We start from the raw sequence: 17,267 nt of genomic DNA, 5'->3' as shown, positions 1-17,267 counted from the left end.
GCTAAACGCTCCGCTGACGCTAACGGAACTGTTTTGCCCCATGCCCAATTAATTCAACGGCTCCATAATGACTCTTAAACCTTTACTAGAGAGTGTTTTGAGCATTTCTTTAGCATTATATTCACTACTAAATACTCCTGCTTGCATAACTCTTTGACCTTGCCAAACTGTGGGAAACGCACCAGGAGCAAGGAATTTTACTAAATCTCGATCCTTATCAGTTGCAAGTGGCACTACTACGCGATAACGTATACCAAATTGTGTTGCAGAGTTACTACTATAGGGAATACTTGCAGAACTTGTTTGCAGATTGCGAGTATTAACAATGGGGATATTGCGATTGGGAAGTGGTAAAAGTTCTGAAGCACCGGAAGCAGCAGTTTCTAATATTGGTAATGGTTGCTGTGTTTGATTCTTCATACTTGAAACTGGTGGCTGTGCAACTGAATTGGATGGGGACTCAGGGGCAGTAAACTCAATGGTATTAGGATCGATCCGCACGTAATTTAACTGTGGTGTATCAAGTGGCTGTGCGTTAGTTGGTATTTGTCTACCTGACAAGCTGCTAGGAGTAGGAAATCCGGCGACTTTAGAAGTAGGTGGTTGTTTGGATATAGGCGGGGAAGGCGGTACATTATTGGCAGGCATTAATGGCAGCCGTTGACTGTTTAATTGTGTAGAAACAGGATTATTTGCTGAAATGCTGTTGCTGGTTTGCCCATTAGTAGTTTCAGAGATTTCGGGAGCCGAAAAGGTGATTTCTCCAGTTGATGGTATTTGTCGTAATACGTTGTTGGGAACTGGTTGAGAATTTTGGGTTGCTAGTGCTGTTGTACCATTAATATCTACCTTGCCAGTGATGCGATCGCTCACAAGGTTGTTACCAGCAGCAGAAATCACTTGTTTAGCAGCACTGGCGTTAATGTCGTGGCGGGCATTATTTTGAAATGTATTACCCCCAGGTTCGGATGCACTACCCAAATCTGGCATTGCTTGAGCGATCGCAACTAAACCATCTTCTTTATTATCTTGAATAATATTGTTACGTAAAATCGGGCGAGCATTTGCTTGTACGACAATTCCCGATCTATTGTTCTGAATTTGATTGCCTATAATTACAGGAGCGGCATTTTGGGCAATATTAATCCCAAAACCCGTTTGGTGAAAGACATTTTCCCTCACTTGGGGACTGGAGTTACCAGCAATTGTGATGCCATTGGCTCCATTGCGATCGAAGTAATTCTTACTAATAGTGGGTGCAGCATTACCACAGACAGAAATCCCATCTTGAGTATTGCCAGTAAAAGTATTTTCTGCGACTACCGGATTGCTAGATTCAATCCATAAACCGTAACCACGGCGATTAGGGTTCGTCACCGTTACCCCAGTGAGCAAGACTTGGTTTGCTCCAACAATTGTGACATTTTGACCGGCAAAGCTCCGACTGAGGTAATCACCGCCTCCCTGAATGATAATGTCTTTACCTTGATTGCTGGGGTTGCCTTGAATTGAGATACCCGGTTTCAGTATTAAGGGAAATTCCTCTCCTGTCTCGGCGCTATAAGTGCCAGTGGAAAGCATAATTACAGTATTGGCATTAGCTAATCGCAGCGCTTGGGTAATCGTCTTTACAGGAGCGGATTCGCTGCCATTGCCTGCCTTGTCATCTCCAACACCAGGATTGACAAATAGCACATTAGCCTGAGAAGGTGTTTTCTGATTCAGAGGCGTTGAATCTGGTGTCGATGGAATTTGAGCGATGCCTTTGGCGGGCTTTCCTACGGAACGCTCCGCGAACGCTAACGCACTATCCAGGCTTATACCCAAGAACGCTATACTTGCCGCCCCCATACCTACAGTAAAAGATAATACTGAAAAACTAAAAAATAAAAGCCTTGCTGATTTCAGAAACTTCAGCTTTGCAAACAAAACATCTACTCTACGGTACTCAGGAAACACACGAGGGAGAATCATATTTAACACGGCTCCTTATAAGTAATCATAAATTCTTATACTCTCTAGAGAGTATTATGTCGATAATATTACCCATATATTGAGCAATTGGCGATATTTAATACATAGTAATAAATGATATTGGACATCTCCAGAAATTAATTGTGCGTTGCCCAAAATGATTGGTAGGTACAATTCATGAATTGTGCCTACGTCATTTTCACTCTTATATCTATTTAGATATAAGAGTGAAATTAAATATGCTTTATCCAAAACCCTTGTAGAGACCTAACGCTGCTAGTATTTACATTGTTTTCACTAATATATTTCTTGTGAATTTTCTGGTGTATTCCCTTTTGCCAATCCTTTGTAAGCTTGTTGTCTACCGTAAAATACTTGACTAAACTTAGCGCGAAACTGTAGCCTCAAACTACCCTTATCACTGTCTATAGGAACATGGGATAATCTACCGTAACCCTCACTACTACGTTATTTTGCGTAGATTCCGCAAAAATTAGTAAAAAAAAAGCAAATTAATTAACTTATGGTTACTAGGACTTATGATAATTCACACTTCGATGAAAGCACTAACGGGGTTGTTGTAATGGTCGAGCCATACAGCCAAAAAGAGCAAATACAGCAAGTTGTTTACCGCATTTTAGATGCCAATTTAGACCGCGCTCGTGAGGGCTTGCGAATCATTGAGGAATGGTGTCGGTTTGGGTTGAATAATGCCCAGTTGGCTCTTGAATGCAAGCGGCTGCGACAAGAGGTAGCCAAGTGGCATACCTCAGAATTGCGGGCGGCGCGAGATACACCAGGCGATCTTGGGACTGAGTTAACTCATCCTCAAGAAGAACAACGAGCTAGTATAAAATCGGTCTTGCAAGCTAACTTTTGCCGGATAGAAGAAGCATTACGGGTGTTGGAAGAATACAGCAAGCTTTACCAGCCAAATATGGCTAAGGCTTGTAAGCAGATGCGCTATCAGGTTTATACCCTAGAAAGTAGTTTAATGGGTCATCAGCGCCATCAATTGTTGTGGCGATCGCATTTGTATCTTGTTACTTCCCCTAGTGAAAATTTGTTGAGCAATGTCGAGGCTGCACTCAAAGGTGGATTAACGCTTTTACAGTACCGCGATAAAACCGCCGATGATTCTTTGCGTCTAGAACAAGCGAGAAAATTACGCCAGTTATGCCACATCTACGGCGCTTTGTTTATTGTTAACGATCGCGTGGATGTAGCTTTAGCTGTCGATGCCGATGGGGTGCATCTGGGACAACAAGATATGCCTATTGCTGTTGCTCGGCAATTACTGGGTTCGCAACGTCTGATAGGGCTTTCTACCACAAATAAAGAAGAAATGCAAGCAGCAATTGCTGAAGGTGTAGATTATATTGGCGTGGGGCCAGTTTATGAAACTCCCACGAAAGTAGGTAAAGCAGCAACAGGGCTAGAATATGTCAGCTATGCAGCCAAAAATTGCTCAATTCCCTGGTTTGCGATTGGGGGAATAGATGCCAATAATATCAATGATGCGATCGATGCGGGAGCCGAACGTGTAGCTGTGGTGCGATCGCTCATGCAAGCCGAACAGCCTACCCTCGTGACACAATATTTGCTCTCCCAACTCAATCGCATTAAACCAGAACTTTAAAAGAGTCATTTGTCACTTGTACTGAGCGAAGCCGAAGTATTTGTCATTAGCCCGAAGTGAGTAACCAATACCGCATTCCCCAGTCCCCATTCCCCACATTTATGTCTAACGAGATTACGATTCAGGTAAATGGGGAAACCCATAGCTGTTCATTTCAAACTTCTTTACCCGACTTACTCCAACAGTTGGGTTTTAACCCCCGCTTGGTGGCTGTGGAGTATAACGGTGAAATTTTACACCGCCAGTTTTGGCCACAAACAAAAGTGCAGCCAGGCGATCGCTTAGAAGTGGTAACTATTGTTGGTGGTGGCTAGTTGATTTGAGTCAGCAAGCCCAAATCCTTGAGGCTACGTCGTGTAATCTCAATGCGAGCGGGTGCATCTTCCGATTTTTGCATATCAAGGGTTGTCGCGAAAAAATAGACGTTTTTGTTTTGCTCTAAATAACCCACAAACCAACCAATGTTTGGTTTAGTACTCGTTAACCATCCCGTTTTTCCTCGCAGTGTGTAGTCTGGAGTTTGTTCGCGTACCATAATATCTTTGACAAGATTTATTGTCCGTTGCGAGAAAGGCAAATCGCCTTGATATAACCGTTGCAAAAACTTAATTTGCTCTTTGGGTGTAATTTGCAAAGGCTGCTGTAGCCAAAAATGATCGATGTCTGCGACAGTGCCAATCTGACGGTTCCCGTAGCCTACTTTATTAATAAATTGCTGCATCCGTTCATATCCAGCCCTACGCGCCAATACTTGATAGAACCAAACAGTTGAATCCTTAAAGGCTTGACGCAAATTTGTATCATGATTCCAGGCATCAATCTCTCGATGAATTCCATCCCAAGTGAGAACTGCCACATCATCAGGAACTACACCTGTTTCTAATGCCACCAGCGCGTTAAAAATTTTGAATGTTGAAGCTGGAGCAATTGCGGTTGCATTACGTTGAGGATTGTGTTCATAGATGCGGTTATTTTTTGAGTCGTAAATCAAGATAGAGCCTTCACGTCCAAATTCTTGAAAGTGTCGCCCGAAATTTGGTGCTTTAACAGCGGGACGTTCAGATGAAGTTGAAGCAGGTTGAGCCACAACATACATTGCCCCAAAGGTAATCACACTTACAACAGCAAGACATCCAATTACTGTAAATACAAAAGATTGAATTCGGCGCTTTGCGTAACACCGAAGGAATTGCTCTATGTTAAACCAGATATTTTTCATTGCACATTTAATTACATCACAAACGAGATTTTACACTTTAATTTTGCTCTTTTGTGAAGTAATTTGTTAAAGCTTATGCAGAAATATGACTTATAGTAAATTGCCCTTTTTGGTATTTTTTGAATTTTATGATTCAATCCGGTTTAGTTAATAAAATTATTTCACAAAATTGCGTTTTTCCCCTCTGATTTATAAAGCGATCGATGAAGGGTTCTACGCTTGGCTAATTCTTTACCTTTACGACCGAGTTGCTCGCGTAGTTGTTGGTCTTTGCACAACCGATTGAAAGCTTGAAAAACTTCATAACCAGAATTGGGATTAACCAGTATCCCATTTTCTTCATGCTGAACTGTATCTAGAACACCGCCTAAACGAGGGGCAATTATAGGCTTACCGAAGTAACTTGCTTCTAAATAAGCCATACCAAAACCCTCCATATTATTAGGTTTAGTATCCGATAAAGTCAGCATAGCAAATATCTCACAAGCTGTATAATAACCTGCTAATTCTCGCTCTGGTACATATCCGGCAAAGTGGACGCGCTTATCAACTCGCAAACGATGCGCCAGAGATTTCAGTTCCGACTCACTTGGCCCTTGCCCGCAGAGTATATAGTGGACATCAACCCCAAAAGTTAGCAGGATTGGGATATTATCAATTACTCGGTCGAAACCTTTATGTTTTGCTAGTCTGCCGATGGAGAGAATAACGATTGCTGAATCAGGAATGTTGTATGCCTGACGCACGCGAACCCGTAAATCATCAAGACTACTGGGACTGGCTACATTATTACCAAATTTTTCTGGTCTGATTACGGGGTTAATGACGTGGGTAGGAGTATCTAATCGGAAAGCAGCTCTTAGGTAGTCTCTTGTATAAGAACTATTACAAACAATACCTTCGGCGCGTTTGAGTGTTAATTTAAATAGCGATCGCAGCACGGGATTGTGTAAAGTACAAAGAAGATCGTTGCCGTGTAGATAGATAAAAAAGCGAATAGGTAACAAATAGCTCAATAGCAACAGTGAAGGAAAATCATAGCCGTGGCCCCACTCTATATAACGATAGTGATAGCGAAAATAGAGTTTAATTGCTAGGACAAATGAGCAGACGATATTGACCAAAGGCTTCAGGATATTTCCCACATAGCCGCTACGCCAGCATCTAGGATAATACCAGCGATACACAGGAAACTGTTGACCTTCATCAAATACTCGATCTCCTGAGCAACTAGCTGCCAGCACAATTACTCGTTCTGGATCTTGAAGACAGCGATTGTAGATATATTCCCCAATTACAGCTTCTTTCGGCATGAAAATCCGGGATATAACTAGGATATCTGGGTATGCAGCTTTGTCTCTGATTTCGGCTGTTAGTTGAGAAATATGTTCCATAATAAAGTTGATGACTATATTTCAAATAGTTTTTAATATTTACAATTAGGATTACTTTCAAAGCCATCACTATTATTTTATTTCTTTTAAAACAAATTTGGTAGACAAATTTGAAGCCTATTTTAGAAGATTAGGCAGGAAGATTGTTTTTTTATTGTGTTGATTTTATTTTTGTTGCAAATCTCTCATTATTTGAGAGTTTCTGTGCATAGTGAACAAAAAATCAAAGGTAACACTTGTAGCGAAATTGCTCAGTGAACAACTACTGCGAAAATTCCGAAATTTAGCTACGTTCAGCGGTGAGTTGTTTACCTGTATAATTCAAAACTGTAGACTGTAGTCTGAAACTTCTACTCCAAGGCATAGCAAACTATTGCCCGTAGACATAGCCCGCACTTCGGCTGCGCTCAGTGACCGTCGTAGACATCGCAATTTCTGTGAGGATAAACATGTCTTCAGGTACGGTTCCCCAGTCGAGAAATCCCCCCTGCGATCGCTACTTACCCAAGATAAGACGCGGTAAATTGAATATGTAGCCTCTAAAAGTGAATGCTACAAAGTTGCTTGTTACGGCCTAGCGTTAGCGACATCCTGCAACACTCCTCCCAGAATAGGGAGAAATCATAATTAATAATTCCGTTTTTCAAGCGATTGTCTTATGCGTAAAAAACTACAACAAACCATCAAACCGCTGTTAAAAACCTTCTTAGCCCTAAGCTTGGTGTTAGCTTTGGCTCTTGGTCACGCTGATGGCGCATTAGCAGCCCGCAGTGGGGGTCGTATCGGTGGTGGCTCCTTTAGAGCGCCTTCTAGCCGCACCTATACACCACGCACTTATGCACCTCCTGGTGGGGGCGGATACTATCCTGGTGGTGGTTTTGGTGGTGGCTTTGGCTTTCCCTTCATAGTTCCCTTCTGGGGTATTGGAGGAGGATTTGGTGGTATATTTACCATCTTAATTTTCTTGGCGATCGCTAATTTCTTATTGCAAACTTTCCGCCGCGTCTCTAGCGGTGAAACTCCAGAAGCAGATTACAGCAGTAACTCTCCTGTTTCTGTAACTCGTTTGCAAGTAGGTTTGTTAGCTCAAGCCCGTGAATTGCAAAATGAACTCAACCACATTGCTGAAACTGCTGATACTAACACCCCAGAAGGCAGAGCAGAAATTCTCCAAGAAGCAAGCCTAGCTTTACTCCGCCATCCCGAATACTTTGTATATGCAGGTGGTGGCACTCAACAAGCCAGCTTGAATTCAGCTGAAGGTCAGTTTAATCGGCTTTCACTGGCAGAACGCAGCAAGTTTAGCGAAGAAACTCTTTCTAATGTCAACAACCAGCTCAAAGCAGCCCTTGCTAAAGATGCTTTACCTCCAGCTGGTGAACTCGACAACCCCACCCGCCTATTTACCGAAGGCCCTGGTGAATACATTATCGTCACCTTGCTGGCGGCGACACTAGGTAAGTTTGAAATCCCCACAGCGATTAATAGTGCTGACGATTTGCGTCAAGCTTTGCGGCAAATTGGTAGTATCCCTAGCGAGAAGCTTCTAGCAATTGAAGTTCTTTGGACTCCTCAAGCTGAAAATGATACCCTCACATCTGATGATGTGTTAGCAAATTATCCTGATTTGAGACTTGTTTAATCTCTGATAAATTTTGCGCTTGAGCGTTAAGAAAAACTTTGCATCTTGGTGCAACGAATAAGTTTCCCTTAAGAACAATAACTAGAAAACCGCTTGTCAATGACAAGCGGTTTTTTGTAGAGTTTATATCCCAAATAATTAGTTATGATTTCCACAGTCATTTCACCCCCAATACTTTTCGGATAAACCCAACAATCTCTGTTTTCGTCTGGGGAAAAGTTAAAGGGAAAGGGGTAAAGGTAAATTCAAACCCTTAACCTTTCCCCTTTCCCCCAAAACCCGAAAAGTATTGATTTCACCCCACCTTGCCCTAAGAGTTTGCAAAGAGGCAATTAAAGGGTGGGGTTCTTAGAGGTGAATAAGTAATTAAGCGGACATAATAGATATATTTAAGTATGATTTTAGAAACATTTTGGTAGTATTATCAAAATGAATTATACGCAAAGTGTTATCTTATGCCTAGTGTTGAAGCCGACGAAAACCGAGAGCATCGCATTAAAACAGAGATTATTGTAGATGCTGAAGACAAAGAAGACCGGGCTATGGGTTGGTACTACTACCTCGAAGAGGTTCTGAATTTTCCCTTTTTGGCTACATGGACTAAGAAGGGACGCAAATCAGGTGCTGTCGAGGAGAAACAAGTCGAAGTACTGGGAATGGCCCCAGATGATGAGTGTTTAAAAGATATGTTTGTAGAGGTTGCTTATATTAATGGTAAGGATGATGATGTATATTCTGCAAAATTATCTGAAGTAGTAGCCATTGATGCTGACAGTGAAACTCAAGAAGCGATCGCAGACTGGCTCTATTGGATTGCTAGAGGTTATAAGTTTTGAAGAAGAATGCAGAATTCAGAATCAAAGTGGCAAACTTAAACCTATTTTCAGCCTTTGCCTGAGCGCTTGTCTAAGTCCGCCAGTCATAAAGAATTCACTTCTGTTAGCGGATAGCTAAGGTTTAGCCCATTCTGGCTACTGACTGCTGAATTCTGTTTTTCGGTTTTTTCGATGACAGATTTATAGGGCTTCTCGGTTGTATACCATAACCTTAGTAGCGCCTAGAGTAGCATATTTCATTCTTAACTAAATATGGCATAAGTAGCTTTTCCCTGGCGTTTAGCTTGGTACATAGCAATATCAGCATCCCGCAGCAGAGTTGTCGGCTCCTCATAACTACTAAAATTCCAAGTAATACCAATGCTCGCTGTAGTAGATAATTGATATCCATTGAGATTCACTGGCAATCGTAAAGAGTCTTGAATACGTTTGGCAACATTGGTAGCGTCGGTAATGTCTTTAATATCCTCCAAAAGAACAGTAAACTCATCACCACCAAATCGTGCTAGAGTATCGCCACTGCGTAAGCATGACTCTAAACGTCTAGCGATCGCTACTAAAAAATCATCCCCTATTCCATGCCCAAAGCGATCGTTAATCTCTTTGAAGCCATCTAAATCCAAAAATAAAACTGCAAAATAATAATCGCTTCTGCGTTTGCTACGTTCAATAGTTTGTCTGAGCCGATCTAAAAATAAAACACGATTCGGTAATTCTGTTAGCCCATCATAAAACGCATTGCGGATCAGTTGTGCCTCTGTCTGCTTACGTTTAGTAATGTCTTGAAAAACTAAAACCGCGCCAGTAATATTGCCATCTCGATCGCGGATAGGTGCAACATTATCCCCAATCGCTATTTCTTTGCCATCTTTGGTAATTAATGTACAGTTTTCTGGTAAATTGAAAATTTCACCTGCTTCGATTGCATAAGTGGCTAAATTTTCAATTTTTTCTCCTACATCTTTATTAACTAAGTTAACGATTTCTATCAAATCTTTCCCCAACGCTTCACTTTGCTTCCAACCAGTGATTAGTTCTGCTATGGGATTCATCATTTCAATACAACCATTTGCATAGGTAACAATCACTGCACAACCCATACTATTAATAATTGTCATCAACCTCTGTTTTTCTTCGTATAATATTTTTTTGCTCTGATGTTTGTACAGGGTCATTTCAATCACAAAATGTAAGTCACTTTCAATAAATGATTTGGCTATGTAACTAAAAGGCTCACTTAGCTGATTTTTATGTAATGTTTTATATTCCGAATACTCCGTTAGATATACTACAGGCACATGAAAGTTATTCTGAATAATGTCAGCTACGTGGAGACCGTCTATTTCAGCTAGACAGATATCAATTAATACTAAATGTGGATGAGTTTCTGCTACCTTTTTTATTACCTCTTCACCAGATTCAGTTATTTCTGATACTAAGTAACCTAATTTTTGTAAACTTTTTCTAATATTTGAGGCTATATTTTTTTCATCCTCAACAACTAGGATTTTGCGGGCGAACATGTTACGATAACCTGTTTGCTAAGGTTCAGATTCTTGTTGTCAGTGTCAACTCAAGTCAAAAGCGCTTATCTTATCATAAACAATCTCTAACTACCCTGTATTATTGCTTGATATTAATACTGACTAATTAGTAAATAGCATCATGTTATTAATCTCCGAAAATTTCTATGCTTGCTAAAGCTAATTTTGATTAATTTATGTAGCTAATATGATGCTAATAAACATCAAATTCAAATTAGAATGTAATTATCAAGCACTCAAAAACTGATTTTAAAATGTATACAATAATTTTTTATTAGGAAAGTATAAATACTAAGTATAATATCTATATACAAATTAATCAAGAATAAAATTTCATAAAATCACAGTATATTACTTTAATATAAGTTCAAAAATCTAGCTCGTATCGTATGTAATATACTAATATACATACACTGAATTATTAATTGTTACCTGTAATTAAATAGTTTAATGCTACTTTATCTACAAAAAATATATTTTATATTATATGAGGTCTAGATTACGGTCTAAAGCTGTCTGAAATCTTTAATGATGAGTAAACTCGTATTAATTATAAATGTTTATATAAAAACCGTAACTTTAAAAAAAAAGTCTTAGTTTTCTTGTAATAACATGGCAAGCCTAAATATGTACAATAGAAAATTAGTTATGTTTCTCAAATCTCAATATTTGAGATATTTTTAACTGCACTATTTTAGCCTTGCCACGTCACTACGCGTATTTTAAAAATAAAATACTAGCCCTATAGCTTCTGGTTAATACTTAATCACAATTCCTGTCCTCTGAAAATATGCAAGTTAAATGTTCATCAGCAGATCGCGGTGTTTTTTAGTTTTTTGGTAATCAACAGGTGCTGGTAGCAATGGCAGAAAAGATTCTCATTATGAGACAGTTCCAAGCTCGACGTAAACCCCCTGTTCTTTGCTAGCTGATAGATATTGCAAAAAAACACATTGTGTGGATTTAAAGATTGGACTTACTTTTAGTCAGTTCAATGTTAATTTTGCCACCAAAGTCTGGAATAGGTGCAGCAGGTTTGCTGAGAGTAACTTGGACTTTTGTTACACGATCGCACTCTTGGAGAATAGAATCTGCGATCGTTGTTACCAATTTCTCCACCAAAACAAATTTAGACGTTTTGATCAGATGTTGTATCAAGCTAATGACGCTGCGATAATCTAAAGTGTCTTCGATCGCGTCAGTCTTGGCCGCTGTGGAGATATCCAACCATAACCTCACATCCACCTCAAACCATTGTCCTAGTACCTGTTCTTCTGGTAGATACCCAGTGTAGCCATAGCCGCGAATTCCCGTTAAATGAATGCAGTCCATAAAAGTTTGAGAGCAAATTGTGCATTTTGTAGAAAGTTCAGCAAGTTTGCTTGGAGATTTTCTTTCCCAGAAACTCGTGTGGCGGTGATGGAACTCAACACCGCATTGATGGATTTTAAATTGAATTTCCCTAGACAAAATCTAAAATTTAAGATTGTTTTATAGCTATGTTTGATTTAATGCCGATCGCTTATAGGAATGTTAATCAAGTTTGGGCTTATATTTTAACAGAGACTCTAAAGCGGTTGGGATTGACTTGTGCCATCATTTGCCCCGGATCGCGCTCTACACCCCTAGCGATCGCTTTTGCTCAACAAGCACCTGAGATTGAAGCGATTTCCATTCTCGATGAACGTTCCGCCGCCTTTTTTGCTTTGGGACAAGCTAAAGCAACCGGACGCCCAGTGGTAATAGTTTGTACCTCTGGTACAGCAGGAGCAAATTTTTATTCCGCAGTAATAGAAGCTTCATATAGTCGCGTACCACTGTTGATATTAACCACCGATAGACCTCCAGAATTGCGAGATTGTCACTCTGGGCAAACTGTAGATCAATTGAGATTATATGGAAACTACCCAAATTGGCAAACAGAGTTAGCCTTACCCTCCGCCGATCTGGGAATGCTAGCTTATCTGCGACAAACGGTAATTCATAGCTGGGAAAGATCGCAAACTCCTACAAAGGGGCCAGTACATTTGAATATTCCCTTTCGCGATCCCTTAGCGCCTCTTCCTGATGGAACCGACTTGAGTTATTTGCGATCGCAGTTGGAATCAGAAGACTTCTTCGCAGGAATAGCCAACCCATCCCCCATTCCCAATACTTCGACTTCGCTCAGTACAAGTGCCCCATTCCCCATTCCCCAACAATGGAAAGAATGCGATCGCGGTATCATCATCGCAGGTGTTGCTCAACCGTCGCAACCAGAAGAGTATTGTAGAGCGATCGCGCACCTTTCCCAAACTCTCAAATGGCCCGTGCTAGCTGAGGGACTTTCCCCAGTCAGAAATTATGCCGAACTCAACCCTTATTTGATTTCCACTTATGACCTGATTTTGCGAAATCAGCAACTAGCAAAGCAGCTAGCGCCCGAAATAGTGATTCAGGTGGGTGAAATGCCTACGAGTAAAGAACTGCGTAGCTGGATAGATACAACTCAACCCCGACGCTGGGTAATCGATCCTAGTGACCAAAACCTCGACCCTTTGCATGGGAGGACGACGCATTTACGGATATCTGTAGAAGAAATAAAAGTTGAGGAGGGAAATTTATCTTTATCTTCAGACTATGGAAAGCAATGGTGTAATGCAGAAGCGAAGGTTAGGTTAGCGGTTGATCAGACGATGGGGAAGATAGATGAAATCATTGAGAGTAAAGCAGCTTGGTTAATTTCTCAGATTTTACCGCCAGAAACGCCTCTGTTTATTGCCAATAGTATGCCTGTGCGGGATGTGGAATATTTCTGGAAACCGAATAATTTAGGAGTGCGATCGCATTTTAATCGGGGTGCAAATGGCATCGATGGCACATTATCCACAGCTTTAGGAATTGCCCATCGCCAGCAAAGTAGTGTGATGTTAACGGGAGATTTAGCGCTGTTACATGACACCAATGGTTTTTTAATCCGCAATAAGTTTGTCGGGCATCTCACAATTTTGTTAATCAATAACAATGGTGGTGGTATTTTTGAAATGTTACCCATTGCTAAATTTGACCCGCCATTTGAAGAGTTTTTCGGCACTCCCCAGGATATTGATTTTGCTCAGTTGTGCGCTACTTATAATGTACAGCATGAATTGATTACTTCTTGGCAGCAATTGCAGCAAAGATTAAACTCGCTACCAGCTACAGGAATTCGGATTTTGGAGTTGCAGACAAATCGCAAAGCTGATGCTAAGTGGCGACAGGAGAATTTAAGGAAGTTTGCCGCAGATATTACGATTTAATAATCTCACTAGATGAAATGCTTGTGGAATGAAAGTTAAAAATGCTTTACTATATGCATTTCAAATGCAAGCAAATGCTGATTACTACTATTACTCAGTCGTCGCTTCAAGCTAAAAATACATTTACCCTTTCTTTTTCTCTAGCTTTGCTCTCATTGCACTTTTATCTTTAGGGCTAAAATGAAGTATTATTGGCATATGTCTAACTGTAAATACTTGTCCAGAACTATCATGTATATGAGTTGAAAAGAAAGCCAAACTCCTCTTTCGACAAAAGAAATAGGCGTAATTTATCAAATTCTTGGCAGATAAATACTCTTGCCATTTTTCCATAACAGATTTTGTATTTTGCACAAAAATATAAATTAATAGTCCACCATCTTTTTGATTACAATCCCCAGTTGAGTATCGAGTATTAAGCTGCTGAAAACCTTGCCACAAATATTCGTAGTCTTTATGAATTTTTGCTTCTCCAATCCATATGTACTCTTTCTTCTTGACAACAAGATCAGCATGACCACCAATTTTCGTATCATGTGATGCTTGGTAGCCCATGCGACGTAATTGCTGCATTATTTCTACTGTCAATCTATCTTCTTTCTTGTCTAACTGATAGAGTTCAGGGTTTTCTTCCTTTGTAAAAATTATTGTGTCGATATCTTTATAAAGAACATCAATGAAGTCATCATAGGTTTTTGCTAAAATTCTTGATATGAAACCATCAAGTTCTGGAATATTTCCCTCAAGTTTTTGTAATTCAAGTAAGGTTAAATTCTCTATTGACATTATTACTGAGCAATACTTTTAACTAAAGAGCCTGGTTGAAAGTAGACAAAAACTTTTTGTTTAAAGTTGTTAACTAATTTTCCTGTTTCAGGATGAATAAGTTGTCCTGTTTCTTGAGCAATCTTTACTTCTTCTTTCGATAACATAAAAATATTTTCATCATTTTCTATAATTTCAAAATTCATTTCTAGCAAATTCATCCGCTCTCCACACAAGTACTGAATTGCTTTTAATAGATCATCATTTGTATAGTTCTGCCCGACAACTTTTTTTAAACTCCCATAAGTAATATGTAATAAATTTTTTATAGGCACACGAAGTAAATAATCTAGCACTGCAAAACAAATTTCTGACTGTGGATTCTCGCCCCAGTCTTCATAAATTTGACTTCTAACCTCATCTTTGCTAGCTAACATTGTTCAAATACATATTAATTTTATCAAGAATAAAGTTGTACTCTTCTAGAACACTACATTTTTTTATTATAACTTCTTCAAGGCGTTGTTCAGTACTACTTAAAGCACGAGATTTCCCTGGTAAAAAAAGCTCGATCTGAGTTTCTATGTATTCCGATATTTTAAAATTCCACAAAATTGCAAGACGATATGGAGTAATATGATCTACAGCTTCTCTGCCTGCTTTATGATATATCTCATCCCTGAGATCGACTGCACCTCGTCGCATTCTTTCAGACTTAGTTGAACCTTCATCAGTATTGAAGGCAATTTCACCCACTTTTCCTTCACCACTAGATTTATATAGATTGTCAATGAGTGGGAAGAAGTTAATACATTCGTTCAACGTTGTCTCAATGCCTAATTTTTCTCTTGCTAAGTTGTTAAACTGCCCTACAGTTTCAAAAAAAGCTGTGTTGCGTTCTTGTGATGAAACTCCATTAGCGATATCAATTCTAACCTCTATAAGTATCTTTTTCTTCCACAAAACAACAACATTGAAAAACTGTCTAATATATCTTTTTATACCAATAATTTCATCATAGTCATTAAAATAATCTTTTGCTTCTATACTGAGTTCTTCAGGATTTATCTCAATACGCTCGGTAAAGGAATGTCTCGTACAAAAAACAAGTGATAAATTCTCATTTGTATCTTTAATATCAACAAGTTTTGGGAATAAGTCGGTTTCCTTCAGCTTTTCTTCAGGGAGTGAAAAAGGATAAGTTTCTTGAAAAACAGTTTCTTCGATTTGATGCGATTGAAATGAAGTTATTAATTCGTCAATTATTTTTCTTTCGCTATTAAATATCTTTATAGCTTTATTGCCAACCAATAAATAATCGTAATATAGATTTTTCAATTTCTCAAAATTATCATCGAACTTATTTCCTTTTTTATTCTCATCCAATAGCCTCTCGATAGTTTTATCTCGTCCCATTCCTATTGATAGCTCACAGATATTCAACATAGTCTTCATTGTTGGCCATGGAACCATTTTATGAAGATTATCAAGTAGAAGATTAATATGATTAATGGATATCGACGATTCAGATTCTAACAAGTGACTGGTGTTCAACTTTCTTTGAGCTAGTGTACTAGCTTTTTTGGTAATAGCCTCACTAGTATTACATTTATTTCAACAAGTATCAAGTTACTACGCTGCTGTGTCTAACTAAGCTGACATCAATTGAAAGAAAAAGGAGAATAAAACTATGACAACAAAACTGAATAATATAATGGGAAAACTCCGACCAGCATATCGAGCCAAAATTGAAGCTCGCGCTCAAGAGCCTATTGCTGAAAATATGAAGCTTTAAGATATCAGAAAAACGACGAAGTTAACTTAGGAATCTACTGATTGATTTTGTAACTACCGTTCTAAGTCAGCAATCTCAATTCCAACAACGCCAAAGCTAACGCTTCCAACGTTCTTCAGCAATTTCACCAAAAAGTCGTTTTAACAGTCGCAAGACGAGCGATCGCACTTTTTCTTCCACCGCTTCTGATATACTTGCGCGTCTACAAATGCTTCTTCACTTTGGGAAAGTTTATTTGTAGCCATCATTATTTTACGGAGTGCGATCGCCCTTCTTCTTTGCGCCTCTGAGTGAAACTTACCCCCTTACTTCACCTTGTAACCATCTTTCCAAATCACCAAAAGTAGAGAAATCCAACAAAGCATCACTTAAAGCTTCCAACTGTTCCACCGATAACCCTTGAATCTGGGATAGAAGCGCATCAGGAATATTACCCACGCGCCGATTTAATAATCGTAAAACGATTGTTCTTTCTCCTTCAACCTTTCCTTCAATCTTNTCCTTCAACCTTTCCTTCCTCTCGCCCTTCTTGCTTCGCTTCCAGAATAGCCCGTGGTTCTTCGAGATTTAGTCCCAACATCGCTTGAATCTCCTCTCGACTAAAATTAGAAAACTTATAGACGATAATCGTCGTCACTAAATCAATTATCGCTTGCTCCGATTGTTGCTGTGCTTGCTCCAACAAAAACCGCGCCCCTTCCACTGCTTCCGTTTCAGAAGTAACATTTGTTAGCAACATCAAACCCAATCCCAAAGGTTGCTGTCGCAAATCTCCCAACTCATCCAGATAAACCCGCCTGACTTGACCACTTTCCAATAAAGCGCGGTGAATCGAAGAGGAAGGTTCCAGGCTGCGAGAGCCAAAAATTATTACCCCAAACCAGTCATCGTAACGAATAGAGTGGCGGTAGAGAAACAAAAACAATTCGCTAAAGAAGCGGTGATATAAGTCTTCGTCCTTCTGAAACTGGACTTCAGCAAAAAAGACGGTTTTGGAAACTGCATTCGCGGGAGGTAAAAACACTCCATCAATCCGAAATGCCGTTTCTTTCACCTCAACCGATTCAAACTGGTAGTTTTCCGCTTCTGGGGGCGGTTCATCTACTAATTCAAACAGCAAACCAGGAAATTGCTTAAATAATTTGTAGAAGATGGTGTCACGTCGCATTTTTATCCCTCAA

At 39.6% G+C, this 17,267-nt stretch carries 13 protein-coding genes and 1 pseudogene; 5 read left to right on the top strand and 9 right to left on the bottom strand.

What is annotated here, in order from left to right; genetic code table 11:
* Nucleotides 1-48: 48 nt before the first annotated feature.
* On the bottom strand, nt 49-1,974 hold the full coding sequence (locus CDG76_RS13870; RefSeq protein ID WP_094349582.1) for a DUF1565 domain-containing protein: 1,926 nt from the start codon (nt 1,972-1,974) through the stop codon (nt 49-51).
* A 523-nt stretch (nt 1,975-2,497) separates the two neighbouring features.
* Here CDG76_RS13870 and CDG76_RS13865 point away from each other — a divergent pair.
* Together CDG76_RS13865 and thiS are read left to right on the top strand one after the other, a co-directional pair.
* Nucleotides 2,498-3,613, top strand: coding sequence for a thiamine phosphate synthase (locus tag CDG76_RS13865; protein WP_094349581.1), 1,116 nt, complete (start codon nt 2,498-2,500; stop codon nt 3,611-3,613).
* A gap of 101 nt (nt 3,614-3,714) precedes the next feature.
* A complete protein-coding gene (thiS, locus tag CDG76_RS13860) occupies nt 3,715-3,927 on the top strand; it encodes a sulfur carrier protein ThiS (RefSeq protein ID WP_094349580.1) in 213 nt (70 codons plus the stop codon).
* Here thiS and blaOXA read toward each other — a convergent pair.
* Together blaOXA and CDG76_RS13850 are read right to left on the bottom strand one after the other, a co-directional pair.
* The gene (gene blaOXA / locus CDG76_RS13855; protein WP_223265232.1) at nt 3,924-4,832 is read right to left on the bottom strand and encodes a class D beta-lactamase; all 909 of its coding nucleotides are present in this window, start codon (nt 4,830-4,832) and stop codon (nt 3,924-3,926) included. The two genes, thiS and blaOXA, sit on opposite strands and share 4 nt — an antisense overlap.
* A gap of 161 nt (nt 4,833-4,993) precedes the next feature.
* The gene (locus CDG76_RS13850; protein WP_094349579.1) at nt 4,994-6,226 is read right to left on the bottom strand and encodes a glycosyltransferase family 4 protein; all 1,233 of its coding nucleotides are present in this window, start codon (nt 6,224-6,226) and stop codon (nt 4,994-4,996) included.
* 658 nt (nt 6,227-6,884) lie between these two features.
* Here CDG76_RS13850 and CDG76_RS13845 point away from each other — a divergent pair.
* Both CDG76_RS13845 and CDG76_RS13840 read left to right on the top strand, forming a co-directional pair.
* Nucleotides 6,885-7,868, top strand: coding sequence for a DUF1517 domain-containing protein (locus tag CDG76_RS13845; RefSeq protein ID WP_094349578.1), 984 nt, complete (start codon nt 6,885-6,887; stop codon nt 7,866-7,868).
* A gap of 455 nt (nt 7,869-8,323) precedes the next feature.
* Nucleotides 8,324-8,704 carry a calcium-binding protein gene (locus CDG76_RS13840; RefSeq protein WP_094349577.1) on the top strand — a complete coding sequence of 127 codons (381 nt, stop codon included), beginning with the start codon at nt 8,324-8,326 and terminating at the stop codon, nt 8,702-8,704.
* Between the two features lie 242 nt (nt 8,705-8,946).
* Here the strand turns inward: CDG76_RS13840 and CDG76_RS13835 are convergent, their stop codons facing one another.
* Both CDG76_RS13835 and folB read right to left on the bottom strand, forming a co-directional pair.
* Nucleotides 8,947-10,227 (bottom strand): diguanylate cyclase domain-containing protein, encoded by a 1,281-nt coding sequence (locus CDG76_RS13835; RefSeq protein ID WP_094349576.1) that lies wholly within the window; start codon nt 10,225-10,227, stop codon nt 8,947-8,949.
* A 984-nt stretch (nt 10,228-11,211) separates the two neighbouring features.
* On the bottom strand, nt 11,212-11,580 hold the full coding sequence (folB, locus tag CDG76_RS13830) for a dihydroneopterin aldolase (protein WP_094349575.1): 369 nt from the start codon (nt 11,578-11,580) through the stop codon (nt 11,212-11,214).
* Nucleotides 11,581-11,747: 167 nt separating this feature from the next.
* Here folB and menD point away from each other — a divergent pair, with 167 nt between their 5' ends.
* Complete coding sequence (gene menD, locus CDG76_RS13825) at nt 11,748-13,526, top strand: 2-succinyl-5-enolpyruvyl-6-hydroxy-3-cyclohexene-1-carboxylic-acid synthase (protein ID WP_094349574.1); 1,779 nt, start codon at nt 11,748-11,750, stop codon at nt 13,524-13,526.
* Between the two features lie 123 nt (nt 13,527-13,649).
* Here the strand turns inward: menD and CDG76_RS13820 are convergent, their stop codons facing one another.
* From CDG76_RS13820 to CDG76_RS13800, 4 genes and pseudogenes are all read right to left on the bottom strand, one after another.
* Complete coding sequence (locus CDG76_RS13820) at nt 13,650-14,312, bottom strand: hypothetical protein (protein ID WP_094349573.1); 663 nt, start codon at nt 14,310-14,312, stop codon at nt 13,650-13,652.
* 2 nt (nt 14,313-14,314) lie between these two features.
* Complete coding sequence (locus CDG76_RS13815; protein WP_094349572.1) at nt 14,315-14,728, bottom strand: hypothetical protein; 414 nt, start codon at nt 14,726-14,728, stop codon at nt 14,315-14,317.
* A complete protein-coding gene (locus tag CDG76_RS13810; RefSeq protein WP_143854085.1) occupies nt 14,718-15,764 on the bottom strand; it encodes a hypothetical protein in 1,047 nt (348 codons plus the stop codon). Before CDG76_RS13810 ends, CDG76_RS13815 begins: the two co-directional genes overlap by 11 nt.
* A 619-nt stretch (nt 15,765-16,383) precedes the next feature.
* Nucleotides 16,384-17,254, bottom strand: a pseudogene (locus CDG76_RS13800) (Rpn family recombination-promoting nuclease/putative transposase).
* Between the last annotated feature and the right edge of the window lie 13 nt (nt 17,255-17,267).

The organism is Nostoc sp. 'Peltigera membranacea cyanobiont' 210A (assembly GCF_002246015.1).
Lineage (GTDB): Bacteria > Cyanobacteriota > Cyanobacteriia > Cyanobacteriales > Nostocaceae > Nostoc.
The sequence above is the reverse complement of the archived record's forward strand: the minus strand, read 5'-3'. Positions and strand labels throughout refer to the sequence as shown.